Annotated in this window: 12 protein-coding genes; all 12 read left to right on the forward strand. The window is 61.7% G+C overall.

Annotated features, from left to right (window positions below):
* Nucleotides 1-104 precede the first annotated feature (104 nt).
* The 12 genes from lhgO to PverR02_RS17035 all read left to right on the forward strand — a co-directional run bounded on the left by lhgO (nt 105) and on the right by PverR02_RS17035 (nt 19,834).
* Complete coding sequence (gene lhgO / locus PverR02_RS16980; protein WP_017846385.1) at nt 105-1,298, forward strand: L-2-hydroxyglutarate oxidase; 1,194 nt, start codon at nt 105-107, stop codon at nt 1,296-1,298.
* An 82-nt stretch (nt 1,299-1,380) separates the two neighbouring features.
* Entirely contained in the window at nt 1,381-2,706 is a 1,326-nt protein-coding gene (locus tag PverR02_RS16985) for an MFS transporter (RefSeq protein ID WP_046383588.1), read from the forward strand.
* A gap of 150 nt (nt 2,707-2,856) precedes the next feature.
* Nucleotides 2,857-4,110, forward strand: coding sequence for a ferredoxin reductase family protein (locus PverR02_RS16990; RefSeq protein ID WP_079443964.1), 1,254 nt, complete (start codon nt 2,857-2,859; stop codon nt 4,108-4,110).
* Between the two features lie 107 nt (nt 4,111-4,217).
* The gene (locus PverR02_RS16995; RefSeq protein WP_046383590.1) at nt 4,218-4,664 is read left to right on the forward strand and encodes a DUF411 domain-containing protein; all 447 of its coding nucleotides are present in this window, start codon (nt 4,218-4,220) and stop codon (nt 4,662-4,664) included.
* A gap of 3 nt (nt 4,665-4,667) precedes the next feature.
* On the forward strand, nt 4,668-5,108 hold the full coding sequence (locus tag PverR02_RS17000; RefSeq protein ID WP_079443965.1) for a YqaA family protein: 441 nt from the start codon (nt 4,668-4,670) through the stop codon (nt 5,106-5,108).
* A 112-nt stretch (nt 5,109-5,220) separates the two neighbouring features.
* On the forward strand, nt 5,221-9,045 hold the full coding sequence (locus PverR02_RS17005; protein ID WP_079443966.1) for an Ig-like domain-containing protein: 3,825 nt from the start codon (nt 5,221-5,223) through the stop codon (nt 9,043-9,045).
* A gap of 147 nt (nt 9,046-9,192) precedes the next feature.
* Nucleotides 9,193-10,206 (forward strand): alpha/beta fold hydrolase, encoded by a 1,014-nt coding sequence (locus PverR02_RS17010; RefSeq protein ID WP_079443967.1) that lies wholly within the window; start codon nt 9,193-9,195, stop codon nt 10,204-10,206.
* A gap of 26 nt (nt 10,207-10,232) precedes the next feature.
* Nucleotides 10,233-11,186: a D-2-hydroxyacid dehydrogenase family protein gene (locus PverR02_RS17015; protein WP_079443968.1), complete on the forward strand. Its 954-nt coding sequence runs from the start codon at nt 10,233-10,235 to the stop codon at nt 11,184-11,186.
* Nucleotides 11,187-11,666: 480 nt separating this feature from the next.
* On the forward strand, nt 11,667-13,223 hold the full coding sequence (glgA, locus tag PverR02_RS17020; protein WP_079443969.1) for a glycogen synthase GlgA: 1,557 nt from the start codon (nt 11,667-11,669) through the stop codon (nt 13,221-13,223).
* A gap of 19 nt (nt 13,224-13,242) precedes the next feature.
* A complete protein-coding gene (gene treZ / locus PverR02_RS17025) occupies nt 13,243-14,988 on the forward strand; it encodes a malto-oligosyltrehalose trehalohydrolase (RefSeq protein WP_079443970.1) in 1,746 nt (581 codons plus the stop codon).
* Complete coding sequence (gene malQ / locus PverR02_RS17030) at nt 14,985-17,069, forward strand: 4-alpha-glucanotransferase (protein ID WP_057004598.1); 2,085 nt, start codon at nt 14,985-14,987, stop codon at nt 17,067-17,069. The genes treZ and malQ overlap by 4 nt, the downstream gene beginning before the upstream one ends.
* Nucleotides 17,066-19,834, forward strand: coding sequence for a malto-oligosyltrehalose synthase (locus PverR02_RS17035; protein WP_079443971.1), 2,769 nt, complete (start codon nt 17,066-17,068; stop codon nt 19,832-19,834). The genes malQ and PverR02_RS17035 overlap by 4 nt, the downstream gene beginning before the upstream one ends.
* Nucleotides 19,835-19,844 lie beyond the last annotated feature (10 nt).

Here is a 19,844-nt window from a genome sequence, read left to right on the forward strand (position 1 = left end):
AGCTTTGTGCAGCGTGCCTCAGGCACGCCATTTTTTTAACAAAAACATTAGTCTGACAACCTGATAAGCAGACTGAAATGTGCAGCCCTTAGGTACTCCAAACCATGATTTACGACTTCTGCATCATCGGCGGTGGCATCGTCGGCCTGGCCACTGCGATGGAGCTGCTCAAACGCCAGCCCAACGCCTCACTGGTGATCCTGGAAAAAGAAGCCTCGCTGGCCAAGCACCAGACCGGGCATAACAGTGGGGTGATTCACGCTGGCATCTACTACGCCCCCGGCAGCCTCAAGGCCGATCTGTGTAAACGCGGCGCCGAGGCCACCAAACGGTTTTGCCGCGAACACGGGATCAAGTTCGAGGTGTGCGGCAAGTTGCTGGTGGCCTCCACGCCCCTGGAAATGCAGCGCATGGAGGCACTTTATGCGCGCTCGCAGTTGAATGAGCTGAAGGTCGAACGCCTGGACGCCGACCAACTGCGCCAGCGCGAGCCCAACATCATCGGTCTGGGCGGCTTGTTTCTCGATGCGACCGGCATTGTCGATTACCGCGAAGTCTGCGAAACCATGGCCCAGGTAATTCGCCGACAAGGCGGTGAGATCTGCCTGGAGCGCACCGTCACCGCCATTTCGGAAGACACCGACAAGGTCACCGTCAACACCCGCGGCGAAGCCTGGCAAGCCAGGCACCTGGTGGTCTGCGCCGGCCTGCAGTCGGATCGGCTGGCGACGATGGCCGGGGTCAAGATCGACCACCAGATCATCCCCTTTCGCGGCGAATACTTCCGCCTGCCGGCCTCGAAGAACAACCTCGTCAACCACCTGATCTACCCGATTCCAGACCCGGAACTGCCGTTCCTCGGCGTGCACCTGACGCGGATGATCGACGGCAGCATCACGGTCGGCCCCAACGCCGTGCTGGGCCTGGGCCGGGAGAACTACCGCAAGTTCTCGATCAACTGGCGCGACGTGGCGCAGTACGCCAGCTTCCCCGGTTTCTGGAAAACCCTCTGGCAGAACCTGGGTTCGGGCAGCGTCGAGATGAAAAACTCACTGTTCAAGTCCGGCTACCTGGAGCAATGCCGCAAGTACTGCCCGTCGTTGAACCGCGAAGATCTGCTGCCCTACGAAGCAGGCATCCGCGCCCAGGCCGTGATGCGCGACGGCAGCCTGGTCCACGACTTTCTGTTCGCCCAGACGCCCCGCATGCTCCATGTCTGCAACGCGCCCTCACCCGCCGCCACCTCGGCGATTCCCATCGGCGAAATGATCGCCGATCGCATGTTCACACCCGGCTGACACCGCATCCCCGGCCCTTCCCGGGCCATCGCCACAAGCGTCACTTTGACAATAAATATAATGACTCAGAAGGAAGTACAGAATGACGGCAACACCGCATACCGCTGCCCCGGAAACGCCGGCACAAAGCAAAAAACGCCTGCGCAAAGTCGCCGCCGCCACGATCTTCGGATCGATGCTGGAGTGGTACGACTTTTACCTGTACGCCACCATGGCGGCCATCGTGTTCTCGAAGATCTTCTTCGACAACAGTGACCCGAAAACCGCCTCGCTCATGGCCTTTTCCACCTTCGCCATCGGCTTTATCGCCCGACCCTTCGGCGGCATTCTGTTCGGCTACCTGGGGGACAAGTTCGGCCGTAAGCAGGTGCTGGTATTGACCTTCTGCATGATGGGCGTGTGTACCACGCTGATCGGCCTGATCCCCAGCTATGCCTCCATCGGCATCTGGGCGCCGATCATCCTGGTGTTCATCCGGATCATCCAGGGCCTGGGCGCCGGGGCCGAGTTGTCGGGCGCGGCGGTCACTTCCTACGAGCACGCGTCGGAAGGCAAGCGCGGTAGCCAGGGCGCCTGGCCGGCGTTGGGCCTGAACCTGGGTCTGCTCCTGTCGTCATTGACCGTGTACCTGCTGACCATCAATGGCAACGACTTCATGCTGGCAGGCGGCTGGCGTATCCCGTTCATCTGCAGTATCGCGTTGGTGGGCGTCGGCCTGTGGGTGCGCAACAGCATTCCGGAAACCCCGGAGTTCAAGGAGCTGAGCCAGGCACCCAAGGTCGCCAAGCCTTCGCCGCTCAAAGCGCTGTTCAAGAACGATCTCAAGGGGTTGGCGGTGGTGTTCTTCGTAGCCATTGGCTACAACGCCCTGAGCTATATCTTCAAGACGTTTTCCCTGGCCTACCTGACTCAATTCAAAGGCGTCGATGTGCACGTCACGTCGCTGTCGGTGACCATTGCCAGCCTGATCGCCATCGTCGCGGTGCCGTGCTTCGGCTGGCTGTGCGACAAATGGAGCAGCAAAAAAGTGCTGGTACTCGGCGGCGTCTGCTCGCTGTTGTTTGCCTACCCGTTCCTGGCCCTGCTCGACACTGGCGACAGCCTGATGATCTACATTGCCATCGGCGTCGGCACCGGCCTGCTCGCTCCCATGATGTTCGCGCCCCAGGGCTCGTTCTTAAGCCGTCAATTCCCGACCCAGACGCGTTCCTCGGGCTTCGGCACCGGCCGCGAAATCGGTACCGCTATCGCCGGCGGCCTGGCACCGCTGGGAGCCTTGTCCCTGGTGGCCGCGTCACCGACCCACGCCACAGGCGGGGTGGTGATTATCCTCGCGATTGCGGCACTGCTGGTGGTGGTGTTCGCCTTGTGCGACCAGGGCCGTAAACACTCGACCTTCAAGAACTGAGCGAAAAACCTCGGTCGACTTCAGCGCGGGGCCAGGCCATGGCCTGTGCCCTTGCGCATGACCGACGTCAAGGCCGCTCTTCACGTAACCGGGTAGCCTAAAAATGTGAGATGAGTATTCACTCCCCCGAAGAAACCCTAGGAGCACCCGTTGAAAACCCGTCACTGCCTCGTCGTCCTCTTCCTGATCACGACGTTGACGTTACTCATGGATATACCGGTCAAGACGTGGCTGACCTCAGCGACCCTCAGTTTGCTGCTCGGCACTTGCGCGCTGGTGTACATGGCGGCGTCCTGTGTACTGGCCAGTCGCTGGTCGGTGGTGGAGAACGTGTTTGGCGGCCTGGATCGCGTCTATGAAGTACACAAGTGGTTGGGCATCTGGGCGCTGGTGTTCGCCACGTATCACTTTGTGTTCAAAGCTAACCTGGATGTGTGGAACAGCGTGCCCATCCTGGAGCTGCCCAAATACTGGACGCGCCTCGTCCGTCAACTGAGCTACGTGGCGCTGGGCCTGATCGTGCTGTTGGCGTTGAACCGCAATATTCCTTACAACGTCTGGCGCTGGTGGCACAAGTTGTCTGGCCCGCTGTTCCTGATCGTGATCCTGCACGGGCTGAGTTTCAAATCGCCGATCACCCTGACCGCGCCATCGGGCGTCTGGTTGACCTTGTGCTGCAGCCTGGGCGTCATCGGAGCCCTCTATAAATTGGTGCTTTACCCCTGGGTTGGGCGTGCCGGCGAATACCGGGTGACGGCCGTCAACCGCGCCAACGGCGCGTTGCATTTGACACTGGCGCCAATTCACAAAGGGTTTGACTTCAAGGCCGGGCAATTCGCGTTCCTGGCCATGCAGGTCAAAGGGTTGCGCGAGCCGCACCCCTTCACGATCGCCAGCGCCAACCGTGAAAACGGGCAGATTGCGTTCATGATCAGAGGGTTGGGGGATTACACCAACGCCCTGGCAGACTGCGCCAAGGTCGGCATGCGCGCCGATCTGTATGCGCCTTACGGGCGCTTCAAGCGTGCCGTGCAGGCCGAACGGGAAATCTGGATCGGCGCCGGCGTGGGTATTTCGCCGTTTATTTCCTGGCTGCAAGACCCTGCCGCCAAAGACTTCGACAGAGCCACGCTGGTCTATTGCTTCACGCCCGCGCGCGCCTTCCCGCCGGCCGAACAGGTGCAGACCATGGCCCGCTTACGAGGTGCGCAATTCGTCAGTAATGCCGGCGGCCTCGAACGCTTGGCCGACACCCTGCGCCAAGCCGTGGCCGAGACCAACCCCGACAAAGTGCATATCAGCTTCTGCGGCCCCAAAGGCTTGCTGGTCAAGGTTCGCGAGCTGATGAACGCCCACCGGATTCCACCGGCCAACCTGCACAGCGAACGGTTCGAGTTTCGCTGAAACCACAGGACGCAGGTCAACCCAGCACCTGAAGGGGGTTTGGCGGTGGACGTAAACTGGCATGATAGCGCCCATCCCACAACCTTCTCTGACTTGCGAGACGCCCCATGAAAACCCCATTGCGACTGGCCCTGCTTTCAGCCCTGTTGACCACCGGCCTGGCCCAGGCGGCCGAGCTGATCCCCATCGACGTACACCGCGACGCCAACTGCGGTTGCTGCAAGCAATGGATCCGCCATCTGGAAAGCCACGGTTTCAAGGTCAATGATCACGTTGAAGCCGATATGAGCGCGGTCAAACAACGCCTCGGCGTCGCGCCGCGCCTGGGCTCGTGCCATACCGCCGTGATCGACGGCAAGTTCGTCGAAGGTCACGTACCCGCCGAGCACGTGTTGGCGCTGCGCAAGCGCGATGATCTGCTCGGTATCGCCGCGCCGGGCATGCCCATGGGTTCGCCCGGCATGGAAATGGACGGCCACGGCGACGCCTACCAAGTCATCGGCCTGACCCGCGACGGTAAAGATGTGGTGGTAGCCGACTACCCGGCACACTGATCGATGCTGACGGGTTACCTGGGGCTGTTTTTTGCGGCATTCGGCGCCGCCACCCTCCTGCCCTTGCAATCGGAAGCCGTGCTGGTGGGCCTGCTGCTCAGCGGGCATTACAGCCTGTGGTGGCTGCTGGGCATCGCGACGCTGGGCAACGTGCTCGGCTCGCTGGTCAATTGGCTGCTGGGGCGCTCGATCGAGCACTTCAAGGCGCGGCGCTGGTTTCCGGTCAACGCCCGGCAACTGGACAAGGCGCGCCGCCACTACGAACGCTGGGGGCATTGGACGTTATTGCTCAGTTGGGTGCCGATCATCGGCGACCCGCTGACCTTGATCGCCGGGGTGATGCGCGAGCCGCTGTGGCGATTCCTGCTCCTGGTGACCTTGGCGAAAGCCGCCCGGTATGGTGCGCTGACACTACTGATCGACACACAATGGGTAGACCTTTAGCGACATAACCGCTGGTCGCCACTGTCATTTCTCACAGCTAGACCCAGGCCCGCACCTGATGTCTGCTGACCTTGCACGGCACTTTAAAAATGAGCCTACAAGGAGCACTTCCATGTCCGACGAAACTAGCGACAGCCTCCCGGTTCTTTACGCCACGCGCATCGCGGACCTCGAACCCCCACCCTACAACGACAACACTGTGCGCCCCCTGATAGATCCTCCTGCTGATGTAGGAGCTGGCATCCGCAGTATCGAAAACCGTTTGCTGATTACCTTTGAACGCTGGACGTCGCTGAGTGCCCACGACGTCTTCGAATATTACATGGCGGATAGGCGATTCCCTGTCGCGTGGGGCGAAGTGGACGATAACCAGGTTGGCCAGAACCGCTTCCAGCTCTCGGTACCACGCGAACTTGTGCCGCTGGGTATTGTGTTCCCTTGCTTTGGATTGGTCAGGCGAATAGGGAGCAACACGGTCAGTACATCAGACGAGCAAACCTGGTTTATCAAAGCAACGCGCCCTGGAGGGGTCGATCAGGACCCAGGAGAGTTTTACCACTCAGCGTTGATTCTTCATCTGCCCGCCGACTTGAGTGGCCCGGGTGCCGTACTGCACCCTGACCGCGCAAATGAAGGCGTGCTCATTACCATCGAGCATTACCCTGAGGCATTAAAGGGCGACACCATCGAGCTCTACTGGAACGGGCATTTGGTGACACATGTGCTGAGCGAGGCCCAGGCGGACGGGCTCGCGCCTATTGAGGTATTTGTCCCACCGCAGATCATTCTACTGCCAGGTGGCAGCGGCCTAGTCATCATCAGGTTCAGGGTGTATGACGTCGTACTGAACTTCTCCGGGGAACTGCAGCAGTGGTCCCAAGCGGTGCGCCTGAAAAGTGACTTGAACCCGGACTTGCTCGAACAACCTTACTTCTTGGTGGATGGCGAGGACATTTCCGATGTCAACTTCGACACACAAGCAGAAAGCCATTTCCAGATCGAAGTGGTTGTGCCCACCCGGCTTCCCAATGGCTCCGCGATCCCCACAGGCGCTCAGATCCTGGTGACCCTGCCCGGCACGCGCTTCGACGGTACGGAGATCACGGTTCAGTTACCGCCATTTGCTGCACGACCCGGTCGGTCGGCAACAACCGACGTCAGTAACAGTATTCTCAAAGACCTGATCAACGGCTCGATGCAAATCACCTACCAGTTGCAATTCCCACTGGGCACCGTCATTGGTGAGTCCCGCCGTTCGACTATCACGATTTTTGGTACCGTTTCCACCATGCCGCCCGTTGATATCGAGGAAGATGAGGGGGGATTGATCGATCCGACCGTGCCCTACCTCAAAATCAACTTCCCGGTCTACACCCCCTATAACCCGAACTTCCCCGTTACGTTACGCATGGAGGCGCAGCAAGCGGGTGGCGGCGTAGTGTTTTATGAGCAAACCCAGCAAGCCGGCACACCGCCGCCGCCTACGCGCTTCAGGATTGTCACTGCGGCCAATTTTGCGCGGTTCATCGGCCTCGGTCCTGTTGCCGTGTTTTATCGCGTCAACGACGGCGTCAACACAGTGCTGGACGCCGGCGTGCTGACAGTCCGTGAGTCCGAGCACCGGGTGGTTGAGATTGGCGAACGTATCGCCGACCTGCCGGCACCGCTGATTGACGGAGTCGACGCGAATGGCAACATCGACCCGAACGATGTGATCTTTCAGGTCGATACCACGCTGCCCTTCACTCGCTTTGCACCGGGCGACAAAGTCGTTTGGCGCTGGGTAGGCTCGGGTGTGGGCGGCAGCACTGGAGGCGAAATTGATGTGGTGGTGGCGGGACAAATTTCGTTCCCGGTGGACCGCGAATTTATCGACCTGAACAACGATGGCACGATTCGGTTTAGCTATACGCTCATACGCGGTTCGACCACGCTACGCTCCGAAATCCTTGAAGTGACTGTTGGCAAGGCGATCGGCGAATTGCCAAGGCCGGAAGTCATCGAAGCGTCGAGGCACCCCGACGAACTGCGGCCGGAGTCCGCAACAACGGGGGCAACCATTGCAATATCGTTCCTGACGATGTCGCCCAATGACAGAATCATGGCCGTGTGGAGTGGCGTGCCCGGTATCGGCACCCACGAAGAAATCAAGAACGGCAACACGTCGAAAACGGTGCATTTCGACGTGCCGAGCGATACCGTTGGGGCCAATATTCTCCCCGAAGGCCGCCTGATTGAAGTGCAGTACTTTGTGCTGCGAGGCACACGAAGAATACCGTCACCAACTCTGTTTCTGCAGTTGCTGCCCTTGACCACGTTACCGGTCCCTACTATCGAAGGTCAGGACCGGCCGGTACTGAATATCTCCCAGCTCAACGGCGAGGAGCGCACGCTGATCAATCTGTGGGCATTTATTCACCAATTCCAGCAGATGTGGCTGGAATATAGCGGCACCTATACCGGTGGTGCGTCTTACTTTGAAGCCACCTACTCCGCGAACCTGGTCACCGAAGAGGGCGCGAGACTGGGCATTATGCCGCCGACGCCAGTGGACGAGTTGCGCAAACTCGAGGACGGCTCGCACCTGACGATCAGTTTCTGGGTCAGCTTTGATCGCAGCGCCGACAGGAGCCAGGCTACCCTGTTCCGCGTGCGCGAATATATAGTTCAAGCAGTTCCCGGCACCCTGCCACATCCGGTGATCAATGGCGCATCAGGCGTCGGGCCTGACGTAACGTATGACCCGTTGCGCAATGAACACAACGTCACCGTTAGCGTTAAATATGACGGTATGACAAGCCGTCACCGTATTACGCTGAAGTGGATCTTCGCCGATTCTAGCGAAGGAGAAAGAAGCCTGAACGGCCTGGACGGCGGAGAAGTGGTGTTCAACCTGACCAGCGCTGGATTTTTGAATTACAGCGTGAACACGACCATTCAACTGATGTATTGGGTGGAGAACCCGGACTTCCCCGACCCCATTCCGTCCGAGGTGCAGACGGTGAGGGTCGACACTATTCCCATCGCAGACTTGCCTGCACCGCGGATCAACAACATCGAGGAAGGCGGTGTGATCAATCTGCAAAACATCACCGGCAATCCACTGGCAAGCGTGGCGAAATGGGCCTTGAGTGCCAAGGATCAACAAGTCTGGATGTACTGCATAGCCGGTGAAAATTCGCTGACTGTGATCGATGGTGACCTTATCGACACAACGCAAGCAGCGAACGGCCTGGTTGGAATAGCGGTATTGCGGAGCTGGTTCGCGGCGCTGGCGGATAACACCCGGATCAGGGTGGTCTTCAGGGTAGCCTTCAGCGGGGCAAACAAGGAATCGCAGATTGTCAACTTCCCGGAGACGAACTACGTCGTCAGGACACTACCTGCAATAGGTCTCGATACCTCTACGATGTTTGTGGATCTCGGAGGATGGATACTGGAAGGCTTCGGGTTCACCGATGTCGCGTATACGGGCAATATCGGTCGTGGCGCCAGCGGGGGCGTGGGAGCCCTGACGTTTAGCTCCAGTAACACATCAGTGGCCATCGTTGATAATGCCAATCGCGGACGACTGACGTTCACGGGGCCTGGGATCACAACCATTACCGTTAGAGATCAGGCGAACCAGTCAAAAAGCTACAACATCCAGGTCACCGGCTCCGGCAGGAGATGTCGTTATGTTGGGGTTGGAGACTGGAACTATATGAACAGTGTCATCGCCAGTACCGGTGGCATAATGCTCAGATACGATACGGCCTCTAGCCTGAGGGGGCGATTCAGCAACCGATTCCCTCGCAGTGAGGAGGTTTGGGTTAACGAAGGTATTCCTCCAATATCTCCATCAAGTCATTACACGGTCAATGTCGCCACTGGCGGTGGCCTTCCTCCGTATCTTAATTGGGGTACCGGCCAATTTCCGGGTTACGCGATTATCTGACCCCCCAAACGGAGTCCGTTGAAAAAACGAAAGGCGAATTTATTAACCAATAAGTTCGCCTTTTTTTTGCGCCTACGTTTAACACAGCGTTAACCTGCGTTTAATCCATTTGCGCCAGCATCCGGCGACGTCTCCGGAGTCTTACTTATGCCGTCAATCCGCACCCTTTGCATGGCCAGCTTGTTGGTGAGCGGCCCCCCTCTCGCCCTTGCTTTCGACGAAAGCCCGGCCTACGGCCCCGAGCTGCAAGGTTTCCAATACCCCTACCCGGTTGAGCATTTCAACTTCCAGTCCCAGGGCAAATCCCTGCAAATGGGCTACATGGACATCCCGGCCAGCGGCACAGCCAACGGTCGCAGCGTGGTGCTGCTGCACGGCAAGAACTTCTGCGGCGCCACATGGGAGGGTTCGATCAAGGCGCTGAGCGACGCCGGTTACCGCGTGATCGCACCCGACCAGATCGGCTTCTGCACCTCGAGCAAGCCCGACAGCTACCAGTACAGCTTCCAGCAACTGGCGATCAATACCCACCAACTGCTGGAAAAACTCGGCATTCAGAAGGTCACCCTGCTCGGCCACTCCACCGGCGGCATGCTCGCCACCCGCTACGCGCTGCTGTACCCAGAGCAAACCGAGCAACTGGCGCTGGTCAACCCGATCGGCCTGGAAGACTGGAAAGCCCTCGGCGTGCCTTATCGCAGCGTCGACCAATGGTACGAACGCGAATTGCAGGTGAGCGCCGACGGCATCCGCAGCTACGAGCGCGACACCTACTACGCCGGCCACTGGAAGCCCGAATACGAGCGCTGGGTACAGATGCTCGCCGGCATGAACAAAGGCCCCGGCCACACCCAGGTGGCATGGAACTCGGCGCTGATTTACGACATGATCTTCACCCAGCCGGTGTACTACGAATTCAAGGACCTGCAGGTGCCCACGCTGCTGCTGATCGGCACCAGCGACACCACCGCCATCGGCAAAGACCTCGCGCCGCCGGCGGTGAAGGCAAAGATCGGGCACTACGCGGTGCTGGGCAAACAGGTAGCCAAGTTGATCCCCCGCGCCACCCTGGTGGAATTCCCCGGCCTGGGTCACGCACCGCAGATGGAAGAACCGGCGCAGTTCCACAAGGCCTTGCTGCAGGGGCTCGACCACCTTTAATCCAACGTTATAAGAGGCGCCCGCGTATGTCGCTACAGATTGCAGTCATTGATGATTGGCAGGACGTCGCCCGAGATGTGGTGGACTGGTCAGCCCTGGCGGCGCTCGGCCAAGTGCATTTTCTGCATGATTACCCGGCGGATACCGCCACGATGGTCGAGCGCCTGAAAGGCTTCGACGTGATCTGCGTGATGCGCGAACGTTCGACCTTCGATAGCCCGTTGCTGCAAGGCCTGCCCAACCTCAAGCTGCTGGTGACCGGTGGCATGCGCAACGCCGCCATCGACCTTGCCGCCGCCAAAGCCCTGGGTATCCAGGTGTGCGGCACCGACAGCTATAAACACGCGGCACCGGAGCTGACGTGGGCGTTGATCATGGCGTCCACGCGCAACCTGCTGGCCGAAGCCAATTCCCTGCGCGCCGGTCACTGGCAGGTGGGCCTGGGCGGCGACCTGCATGGCCAGACTCTGGGGATCCTGGGGCTGGGCAGCATTGGCCAGAAGGTCGCGCAATTTGCCCAGGTGTTCGGGATGCGGGTGATTGCCTGGAGTGAAAACCTTACACCGCAACGCGCGGCGGAATCCGGGGTGACGTGGGTCAGCAAGCGCGACTTGTTCGCACAGGCCGATATTCTCACCATCCACCTGGTCCTCAGCGAGCGTAGCCGTGGGCTGGTGGATGCCGAGGCGCTCGGCTGGATGAAGCCGACGGCACGCCTGGTCAATACGGCACGCGGGCCGATCGTGGACGAACCGGCGCTGCTGGAGGCCTTGAGCAACGGCCGCCTGGCGGGAGCCGCGCTGGATGTGTATGCCGAGGAGCCACTGCCGGTCGATCATCCGTTGCGCCGCTTGCCAAACGTACTGGCCACTCCCCACGTCGGGTATGTCAGCGAGCAGAATTACCGGCAGTTCTATCAGCAGATGATTGCCGATATCCAGTCTTGGGCCGCGGGCACGCCCATTCGCGTGCTCGGCTGACGCACCAATTCAGCGCGCGCGCACTGCTGTGACGAGGCGCCTGCTCCCGAAACGCCCCTGAAGCGGGGCGCCAGCCCACCAACCGGACCGCGCGCCCTCGCCACGCGCTATCCACCGATCGCCAGGCGCCCACACCGTTTTCTAACGTCGCATATCGTTACAAGTTTTTTGTCCTACAAAATTTCCACATAAACCCTACAGTCTTTAGGATTTGTCCTAGACTCAAGCTCGATGGGTCCGTTCAAAAACAAAAGCCCCGCAAAAAATCGAAACTTTCAAACTCTGCCGTAGGTCAGGTTTAGGGTAAGGCGTGCATAAGCGGTTCAGACCGAATGCCCGTCCATCCAATCTATTTCAGCTAACCGTGCAACTGGCACAAGCCTTGCCAGTTTGTATAGCGCTTGTGCGTCTGGCCGCAGGAAGCGGTCTTCGGAGCTAGTGGCAGCGGGCCACCAGCCAACCAACATGTGGGAGAGAACTATGATCAGTGCCGCAGTAGAAACTCAGGGAGAGCGTTTTAGTAAATCGGCAGGGGGGCCAACATCGTTGGTCGATCTGCCCAATGCTGTGCGGCCGGTCGTGAGTCATAACCCCAATCGAAAGAAAGTCTTGTTCGTCACTTCCGAATTTGCCGACCTGGTCAAGACCGGCGGCCTAGGCGATGTTTCCGCCGCCCTGCCCCGCGCCATGGGGCACTTGCACGATGTGCGCGTGCTGATCCCCGGTTACCCGCAGGTGATGGAAAGCGACAACCCGATCCATATCATCGGCGAACTGGGTGGCCACGCCGCGCTGCCGCCATGCAAGATCGGGCGCATGGACCTCAAGGATGGCCTGGTTATCTACGTACTGATCTGCCCCGAACTGTACGAGCGCGAAGGCACGCCCTATGGCGCCAACAACGGCCGCGACTGGCCGGATAACCACATCCGCTTCGCGCGCCTGGGCCTGGCCGCTGCCGACATGGCCGCCAACCTCGCCCAGATCCACTGGTGCCCGGACCTGGTGCATGCCCACGACTGGCCCGCCGGCCTGGCCCCCGCCTATATGCACTGGCGTGGGTCACGCACACCGACCCTGTTCACCATCCACAACCTGGCATACCAGGGCGTGGTCAGCCTGGCCTCCACGCCGGAGCTGGGCATTCCGCCCCATGCGCTGCAACAGGAAGGCATGGAGTTCTACGGCAAGATGTCGTTCCTCAAGGCGGGGATGGCCTACTCCAGCCACATCACCACCGTGAGCGCCACCTACGCCCAGGAAATCACCACCCCGGAATTCGGCTGCGGCCTGGACGGCTTCCTCGCCAGCAAGACCCAGCAAGGCTTGCTCAGCGGCATTCCCAACGGCATCGATGAAAGCTGGGAAGCCTCCACCGACACGCACCTGACCCACAACTTCAATATCGGCGATTGGGAAGGCAAGGCAGTCAACGCCGCCCACGTGCGCAACCTGTTTGGCCTGCATGACTCCACCGGCCCGCTGTTCGCCGTGGTCTCGCGGCTGGTCTATCAAAAAGGCCTGGACCTGACCGAAGCGGTCGCCAGCTTTATCGTCGAGAACGGCGGCCAGATCGCGATCATCGGTCGTGGCGAGCCGGAAGAAGAACAGGCCATGCGCGAACTGGCGCTGCGTTTCCCGGGCCAGGTCGGTGTACGCATCGGCTTCAACGAAACCGACGCCCGTCGCATGTTTGCCGGCAGCGACTTCCTGCTGATGCCGTCGCGCTATGAACCGTGCGGCTTGAGCCAGATGTACGCGCAGCGCTTCGGCTCGCTGCCGGTGGCGCGCAACACCGGCGGCCTGGCGGACACCATCGAAGACGGCGTCACCGGGTTTCTGTTCAACGAGTCCACCGTGGACAGCTACCGCGAAGCCCTGAACCGTGCGTTCAAAGTGTTCGCCTACCCAGGCCTGCTCAACGCCATGCGCTGCCGGGCGATGACCCAACCGTTCAACTGGTGCCAGGCGGTCGAACCCTATGCCGAACTGTATGAACAACTGGTGGCCAAGGCGCTGGGGAAATCGACTAAATAATCAAGGGAGGTCTTCATAGATGCCGTTACGGACTCTGGAAACCTGGCCCCACGGCGCAATCATGCTGGACGCGCAACACACGCGTTTCGCCTTGTGGGCGCCAGACGCGTTTTATGTCAGCGTTGAATTGCAAGATGGCCGCTCGGTCGCCATGCTGCCCCAGGCAAATGGCTGGTTCGAAACGGAGATAAAGTGCCCCGCAGGCACGCGCTACCGCTACAACATCGATGGGGAAACGGATGTCCCCGATCCCGCATCCAGGGCCCAGGCCTCGGACGTGCATGGCTGGAGCCTGGTGGTCGACCCGCTCGCCTATGAATGGCGACACCACCCATGGCAGGGCCGCCCCTGGCATGAAGCGGTGATCTACGAGCTGCATGTCGGCGCGCTGGGCGGCTTCGCAGCCGTCGAGCAGCACCTGCCACGCCTGGCCGAACTGGGCGTTACCGCGATTGAGTTGATGCCCCTGGCGCAATTCCCCGGCGAGCGCAATTGGGGCTACGACGGCGTGTTGCCCTACGCGCCGCACGCCGCCTACGGCAGCCCCGAACAGCTCAAGCATCTGATCGACAGCGCTCATGAACACGGGCTCGCGGTCTTGCTCGACGTGGTCTACAACCACTTCGGCCCCGATGGCAACTACCTGGGCCAGTACGCCAAAGACTTCTTCCAGCAAGATGTGCATACGCCATGGGGCGCCGGCATCGACTTCGAGCGGCGTGAAGTGCGGGACTTCTTTCTGGACAACGCCCTGATGTGGCTGCTCGACTACCGCTTCGACGGCCTGCGCCTGGACGCGGTACACGCCATCGACAACCCCGGTTTCCTGCGGGAACTGGCGCACCGGGTGCGCCAGCAGGTCGACATCGGCCGTCATGTTTGGCTGGTGCTGGAAAACGAACTGAACCAGGCCAGCCTGCTGAAACACGATTTCGATGCGCAATGGAACGACGACTTCCACAACGTATTGCATGTGCTGCTGACCGGCGAAACCGATGCCTACTACAGCGACTTTGCCCAAGCGCCTACCGCCAAACTCGCACGTTGCCTCAGCGACGGCTTTGTCTACCAGGGCCACACCACGCGCCACGGGCATGCACGCGGCGAACCCAGCAGCGGCTTGCCGCCCACCGCCTTCGTCGCGTTCTTGCAGAACCACGACCAGATCGGCAACCGCGCCCTCGGCGAACGCCTGCACCAACTGTGTTCGCCCCAGGCGCTGAAGGCGGCCACTACCTTGCTACTGATGTCGCCGATGATCCCGTTGCTATTCATGGGCGATGAAGTCAACGCCAGCGAGCCATTTCTGTTTTTCACTGACCACCATGGCGAACTGGCTGAAGCGGTACGCGAAGGTCGTCGCAATGAATTCGCCGATTTCGCCGCGTTCCACGACCCCGAGCGGCGCGAGCGGATTCCCGATCCCAACGCGCTGCCGACCTTCGAGCAATCGGCGCCGTCGTTCGCCGCCAACGAACACACCGAGTTCTATCGCCACCTGCTGCGCCTGCGCCACCAGCATATCGTGCCGCACCTGCCCGGCAGCGTGGCCCTCGGTGCGCAGGTGCTGGCAGACCGCGCCGTCAGTGCGCGTTGGCGCCTGGGCAATGGCAGCCTGTTACAGATCGACCTGAACCTGAGTGCCACGGCCCTGGATCAACCCGCTGCGCAGCATGTGCTGTTCCAAACGCCGGCGCATGACCACGCGCACCTGGCGCCCTTCAGCGCACGCGTTACCCTATCCCCTGTTGGAGAGCACCCTTGAGCGAAGCGAACCTGGAAATCCTCGCCGGCCGAGCGGGCCTGGCGGTCGATTGGATCGACGCAAACGGCCGCCCGCAACGTGTCAAACCGGACGCCCTGCGCGCCGTCCTCAAAGGCCTGGGCCACCCGGCCGACAGCGATGCCGAGATTGACGCCAGCCTGCGAGACCTGGAGCAAGTGCAACAGGACAAACACCTGCCGCCCTTGCTCACCGTCGACAGTGGCGAAGGCCTGGACCTGGCGCGCTACTTCGCGCCCGACACCGTCTGCCGGGTCAGCCTCGAGGAGGGCGAAGTCCTCGAATTACGCCTCGACGGCAACGCGGTACTGCCCGGCGTGATCGCCCTCGGCTACCACCAAGTGCATATCGCCGACCAGGCCTTCACCCTGGCCGTGGCCCCTCGTCACTGCTACAGCGTCGCCGATGCCGTCGACAGTCAAACCCCACGTGCCTGGGGCCTGAGCGCCCAGTTGTACGCCCTGCGCCGCCTCGGCGACGGCGGGTTCGGCGACACCCTGGCGCTGGAACACCTGGCCCGCTCGGCCGCCGAACGCGGTGCCGACGCCCTGGCGATCAGCCCGATGCACGCGATGTTCAGCGCCGACCCCGAGCGCTACAGCCCGTACTCGCCGTCGAGCCGCCTGTTTCTCAATAGCCTGTACGCATCGCCCGGCTGCATCCTGGGTGAGCGCCAGGTGCGCAATGCCATCGAGGCCTGCGGTCTGGCCGACGAGCTGCACACCCTCGAACAACACACCCTGATCGACTGGCCCACCGCAGCCAAGGCCAAACACCGCCTGTTGCGTGCCCTGTACGACGACTTCCGCCACGGTCAACACCCGCAACACGCCGACTTCCTCAGTTTCCGCCAAGCGGGCGGTGAAGCCCTGGAGAACCACTGCCGTTTCGAAGCGGTCCAGGCCGCGCGCGCCGCCGCGGGCGAAGACCTCGACTGGCGCCATTGGCCAGAGCAATGGCGCAGCCCGCAAAGCCCGGCACTCCTGCGCTTCGCCGAGGAAAACCGCGACGACATCGGCTTTTACGCCTTCGGCCAATGGCTGATCGCGCGCTGCCTGGAACGCGCCCAACAAGCCGCCCGAGGCAGTGGCATGAGCATCGGCCTGATCGCCGACCTGGCCGTCGGCGCCGACGGTGGCGGCAGCCAGGCCTGGAGCCGCCAGGATGAATTGCTCGCCGGCCTGACCGTCGGCGCGCCGCCGGACATTCTCAACCGCGCCGGCCAGGGCTGGGGCATCTCCGCCTTCGCCCCGGAAGGCCTCAAGCGCCACGGCTTCCGTGCGTTTATCGAGATGCTGCGGGCCAATTTCGCCCATGCCGGCGGCTTGCGTATCGACCATGTGATGGGCCTGCAACGCCTGTGGGTGATGCCCATGGATGCCTCGCCCCAGGACGGCGCCTACCTGTATTACCCGGTGGACGATCTGTTGCGTCTGCTGGCGCTGGAATCGCACCGCCACCAGGCCATCGTCCTCGGCGAAGACCTCGGCACCGTGCCCGACGGCCTGCGCGACAAACTCATCGGCCGCTCGATTCTGGGCATGCGCGTGCTGCTGTTCGAACAGGGTCATGATGGCCAATTCAAGCCGATCCTCGACTGGCCGGACAACGCCCTGGCCACCACCAGCACCCACGACCTGCCAACCCTCAATGGCTGGTGGCACAGCCGCGACATCGACTGGAACGTCCAGCTCGGCCTGATCGATGCGCCCACCACGGAGCAATGGCGCGAGCACCGCCTGCGCGAACGCCAGGCACTGCGCCAGGCCTTGAGCCAGGACCCGCAGAACTTCGTCGATGAAGTGCGCAATGAAACCGACCACATGATCGACGCCAGCGTGCGCTACCTCGGCCACACCCGCGCGCCGCTGGTGCTGCTGCCGCTGGAAGATGCCTTGGGCCTCGAAGAACAAGCCAACCTGCCCGGCACCATCGACACCCACCCCAATTGGCGCCGCCGCCTGCCAGGCGAGGCGGCGAGCCTGCTCGACAATGCGGGTGCCGCGCGCCGCCTGGAACTGCTGGCGGTGGCGCGCAATCAAGCCCATGAGCGTGACCGATGAAGGCTCTGCCCCTGCGCGCCAGCCAGCGCCTGCAGTTTCATAAAGGGTTCACCCTCGATGACGCGGTGGCTCTGGTGCCGTACTTTGCCCGGCTGGGCATCAGCCATTTGTATGCCTCACCGCTGCTCAGTGCCCGCGCAGGTTCCATGCATGGCTATGACGTGGTCGCCCCCACCACCGTCAACCCGGAGCTGGGCGGCGAAGCGGCGTTGCGCCGCCTGGTGGCCGCCCTGCGCCAACACGACATGGGGCTGATCCTCGATATCGTGTCCAACCACATGGCCGTGGGCGGCGCCGACAACCCCTGGTGGCTCGACCTGCTGGAATGGGGCCGGTTGAGTCCCTACTGCGAATTCTTCGACATTCAATGGCACTCGCCCGACCCGCTGCTCAAGGGCCAATTGCTCATGCCGTTCCTCGCCAGCGACTACGGCGAAGCCCTGCAAACCGGCACGTTGACCCTGCACTTCGACGCCGCGCACGGCAGTTTTTCCGTCGAGCACTACGAACACCGCTTCCCGATCTGCCCACAAGATTACGCGACGATTCTGGGCGCCGATGAACTGCTCAAGCCCCTCGCCGACCGCTTCAGCACCCTCGCCTACCAGAGCGATGCCTACGCCGAAGCGGCCTGGCTCAAACAAGCCCTGGCCGAACGCGCCACCGACAACGCCGTGCGGCAGGCCATCGAACAGCGGCTGGGCACCTTCGACGCACGCCAGCCCGACGGGTTCCAGCGCCTGCACGGGCTGTTGGAGCAACAGGCCTATCGCCTGGCCAGTTGGCGCACCGCGGCGGACGATATCAACTGGCGGCGCTTCTTCGATGTCAACGATCTGGGCGGCCTGCGCGTAGAACGCAGTGCCGTGTTCGAAGCCACCCACGGCAAGATCTTCGAGTTGATCAGCCAGGGGCTGGTCGATGGCCTGCGCATCGACCATATCGACGGGCTGGCCGACCCACGCGGGTATTGCCGCAAGCTGCGGCGGCGGGTCGATACGCTGTCGCCCGAGCGTCACCTGCCAATTTTCGTCGAAAAAATCCTCGGCGAAGGCGAAACCCTGCGCGAGGACTGGCAGGTGGACGGCACCACCGGCTACGAATTCATGAACCAGCTGTCGCTGCTGCAACACCGCCCGCAAGGCTTCGCAACGCTGGCCGAGCTGTGGACCCGGCACAGCGAACGGCCGTCGGCCTTTATCGAAGAAGCCTGGCTGGCGCGCCGGCAGATCCTCAACGGTTCTCTTGCCGGCGACTTCGAAAGCGTGGCCCAGGCCCTGCTGCAAGTGGCCCGCGACGACGTGATGAGCCGCGACCTGACCCTCGGCGCGATCCGCCGCGCCCTGCAGGAACTGATCGTGCATTTCCCGGTGTACCGCACCTACATCAGCGCCTGTGGCCGCAGCGAACGCGACGACACGTTTTTCCTGCAAGCCCTGGCGGGCGCGCGCAGCACCTTGAGCGAAGGCGACTGGCCGGTGCTGGACAACCTGGAAAAATGGTTGGGCGGCCAACCGTGGCGCAATCGCCCGCTCGGCCGCGAGCGCAAGCTGCTCAAGCACGCCTGCGTGCGCTTCCAGCAATTGACCTCGCCGGCCGCCGCCAAAGCCGTGGAAGACACCGCGTTCTATCGCTCGGCGGTGTTGCTGTCGCGCAACGACGTGGGCTTCAGTACCGAACAGTTCAGCGCACCGCTGGCCGATTTTCACGCGGCCAATCAGCACCGCTTGCAGGCGTTCCCCGACAACCTGCTGGCCACCGCCACCCACGACCACAAACGCGGTGAAGACAGCCGCGCCCGCCTCGCCGTGTTGAGTGAGTGCGCAGGGTGGTATGCCGAACAGGTGACGCATTGGCGCCGCCTCGCCGCGCCGTTGCGCAACGACGCCAGCAGCCCATCGGCAGGCGATGAGTTGATCCTCTATCAGGTACTGCTCGGCAGTTGGCCGCTGGACCTGCACCTGGACGACCGGCCGGCACTCGAAGCCTATCAACAACGCCTCTGGCAATGGCAACAAAAGGCCCTGCGCGAAGCCAAGTTGCAGAGCAGTTGGAGCGCGCCCAACGAGGCTTACGAACAGGGCGTGGAAACGTTTCTCACGCGCCTGCTGCTCAGCGACGCAGGCCGCGCACTGCGCACCGCCATCGGCGCCGCCGCCCAAGCGATTGCCCCCGCTGGCGCGCTCAATGGGCTGGCGCAATCCTTGCTTCGAGTCACAGTGCCGGGTGTGCCGGACCTGTACCAGGGCAATGAGTTCTGGGACTTCAGCCTGGTCGACCCGGACAACCGCCGCCCGGTGGATTTCAACGCACGGCAGCACGCGCTGGCTACCCCACCGGACATCGGCAAGCTGTTGTTCAACTGGCGGGACGGGCGTATCAAACAAGCCTTGATCGCCCAGGTGCTGGCCTTGCGCAAGGCCCATCCTGAACTGTTCCATCGGGGCAGCTACACGCCCCTGGACGTGGTCGGTCGACATGCCGAGCACGTGGTCGCGTTCTGCCGCGAATACCAGGGCAAACGCGCACTGGTGGTGGTGCCGCGCTGGCCCTATCGCCTGCTGGAAAACGGTGTGCATCCCCAGGTCAATGCGCGGGTTTGGGGCGATACCCGAGTGAAATTACCGTTCGCCGCGCCAACCGAAAACTGGAAGGGACTTTTTCATACACGCGCAGTCACACCAGACAAGGAGCTGTTGATCAGCACTGCGCTGGGGGATTTCCCGGTCAACGTCTTTATCGATCCTGATGATCAATCAAGCTGAAATTTTCTGC

This window comes from Pseudomonas veronii, assembly GCF_002028325.1.
Classification (GTDB): domain Bacteria; phylum Pseudomonadota; class Gammaproteobacteria; order Pseudomonadales; family Pseudomonadaceae; genus Aquipseudomonas; species Aquipseudomonas veronii.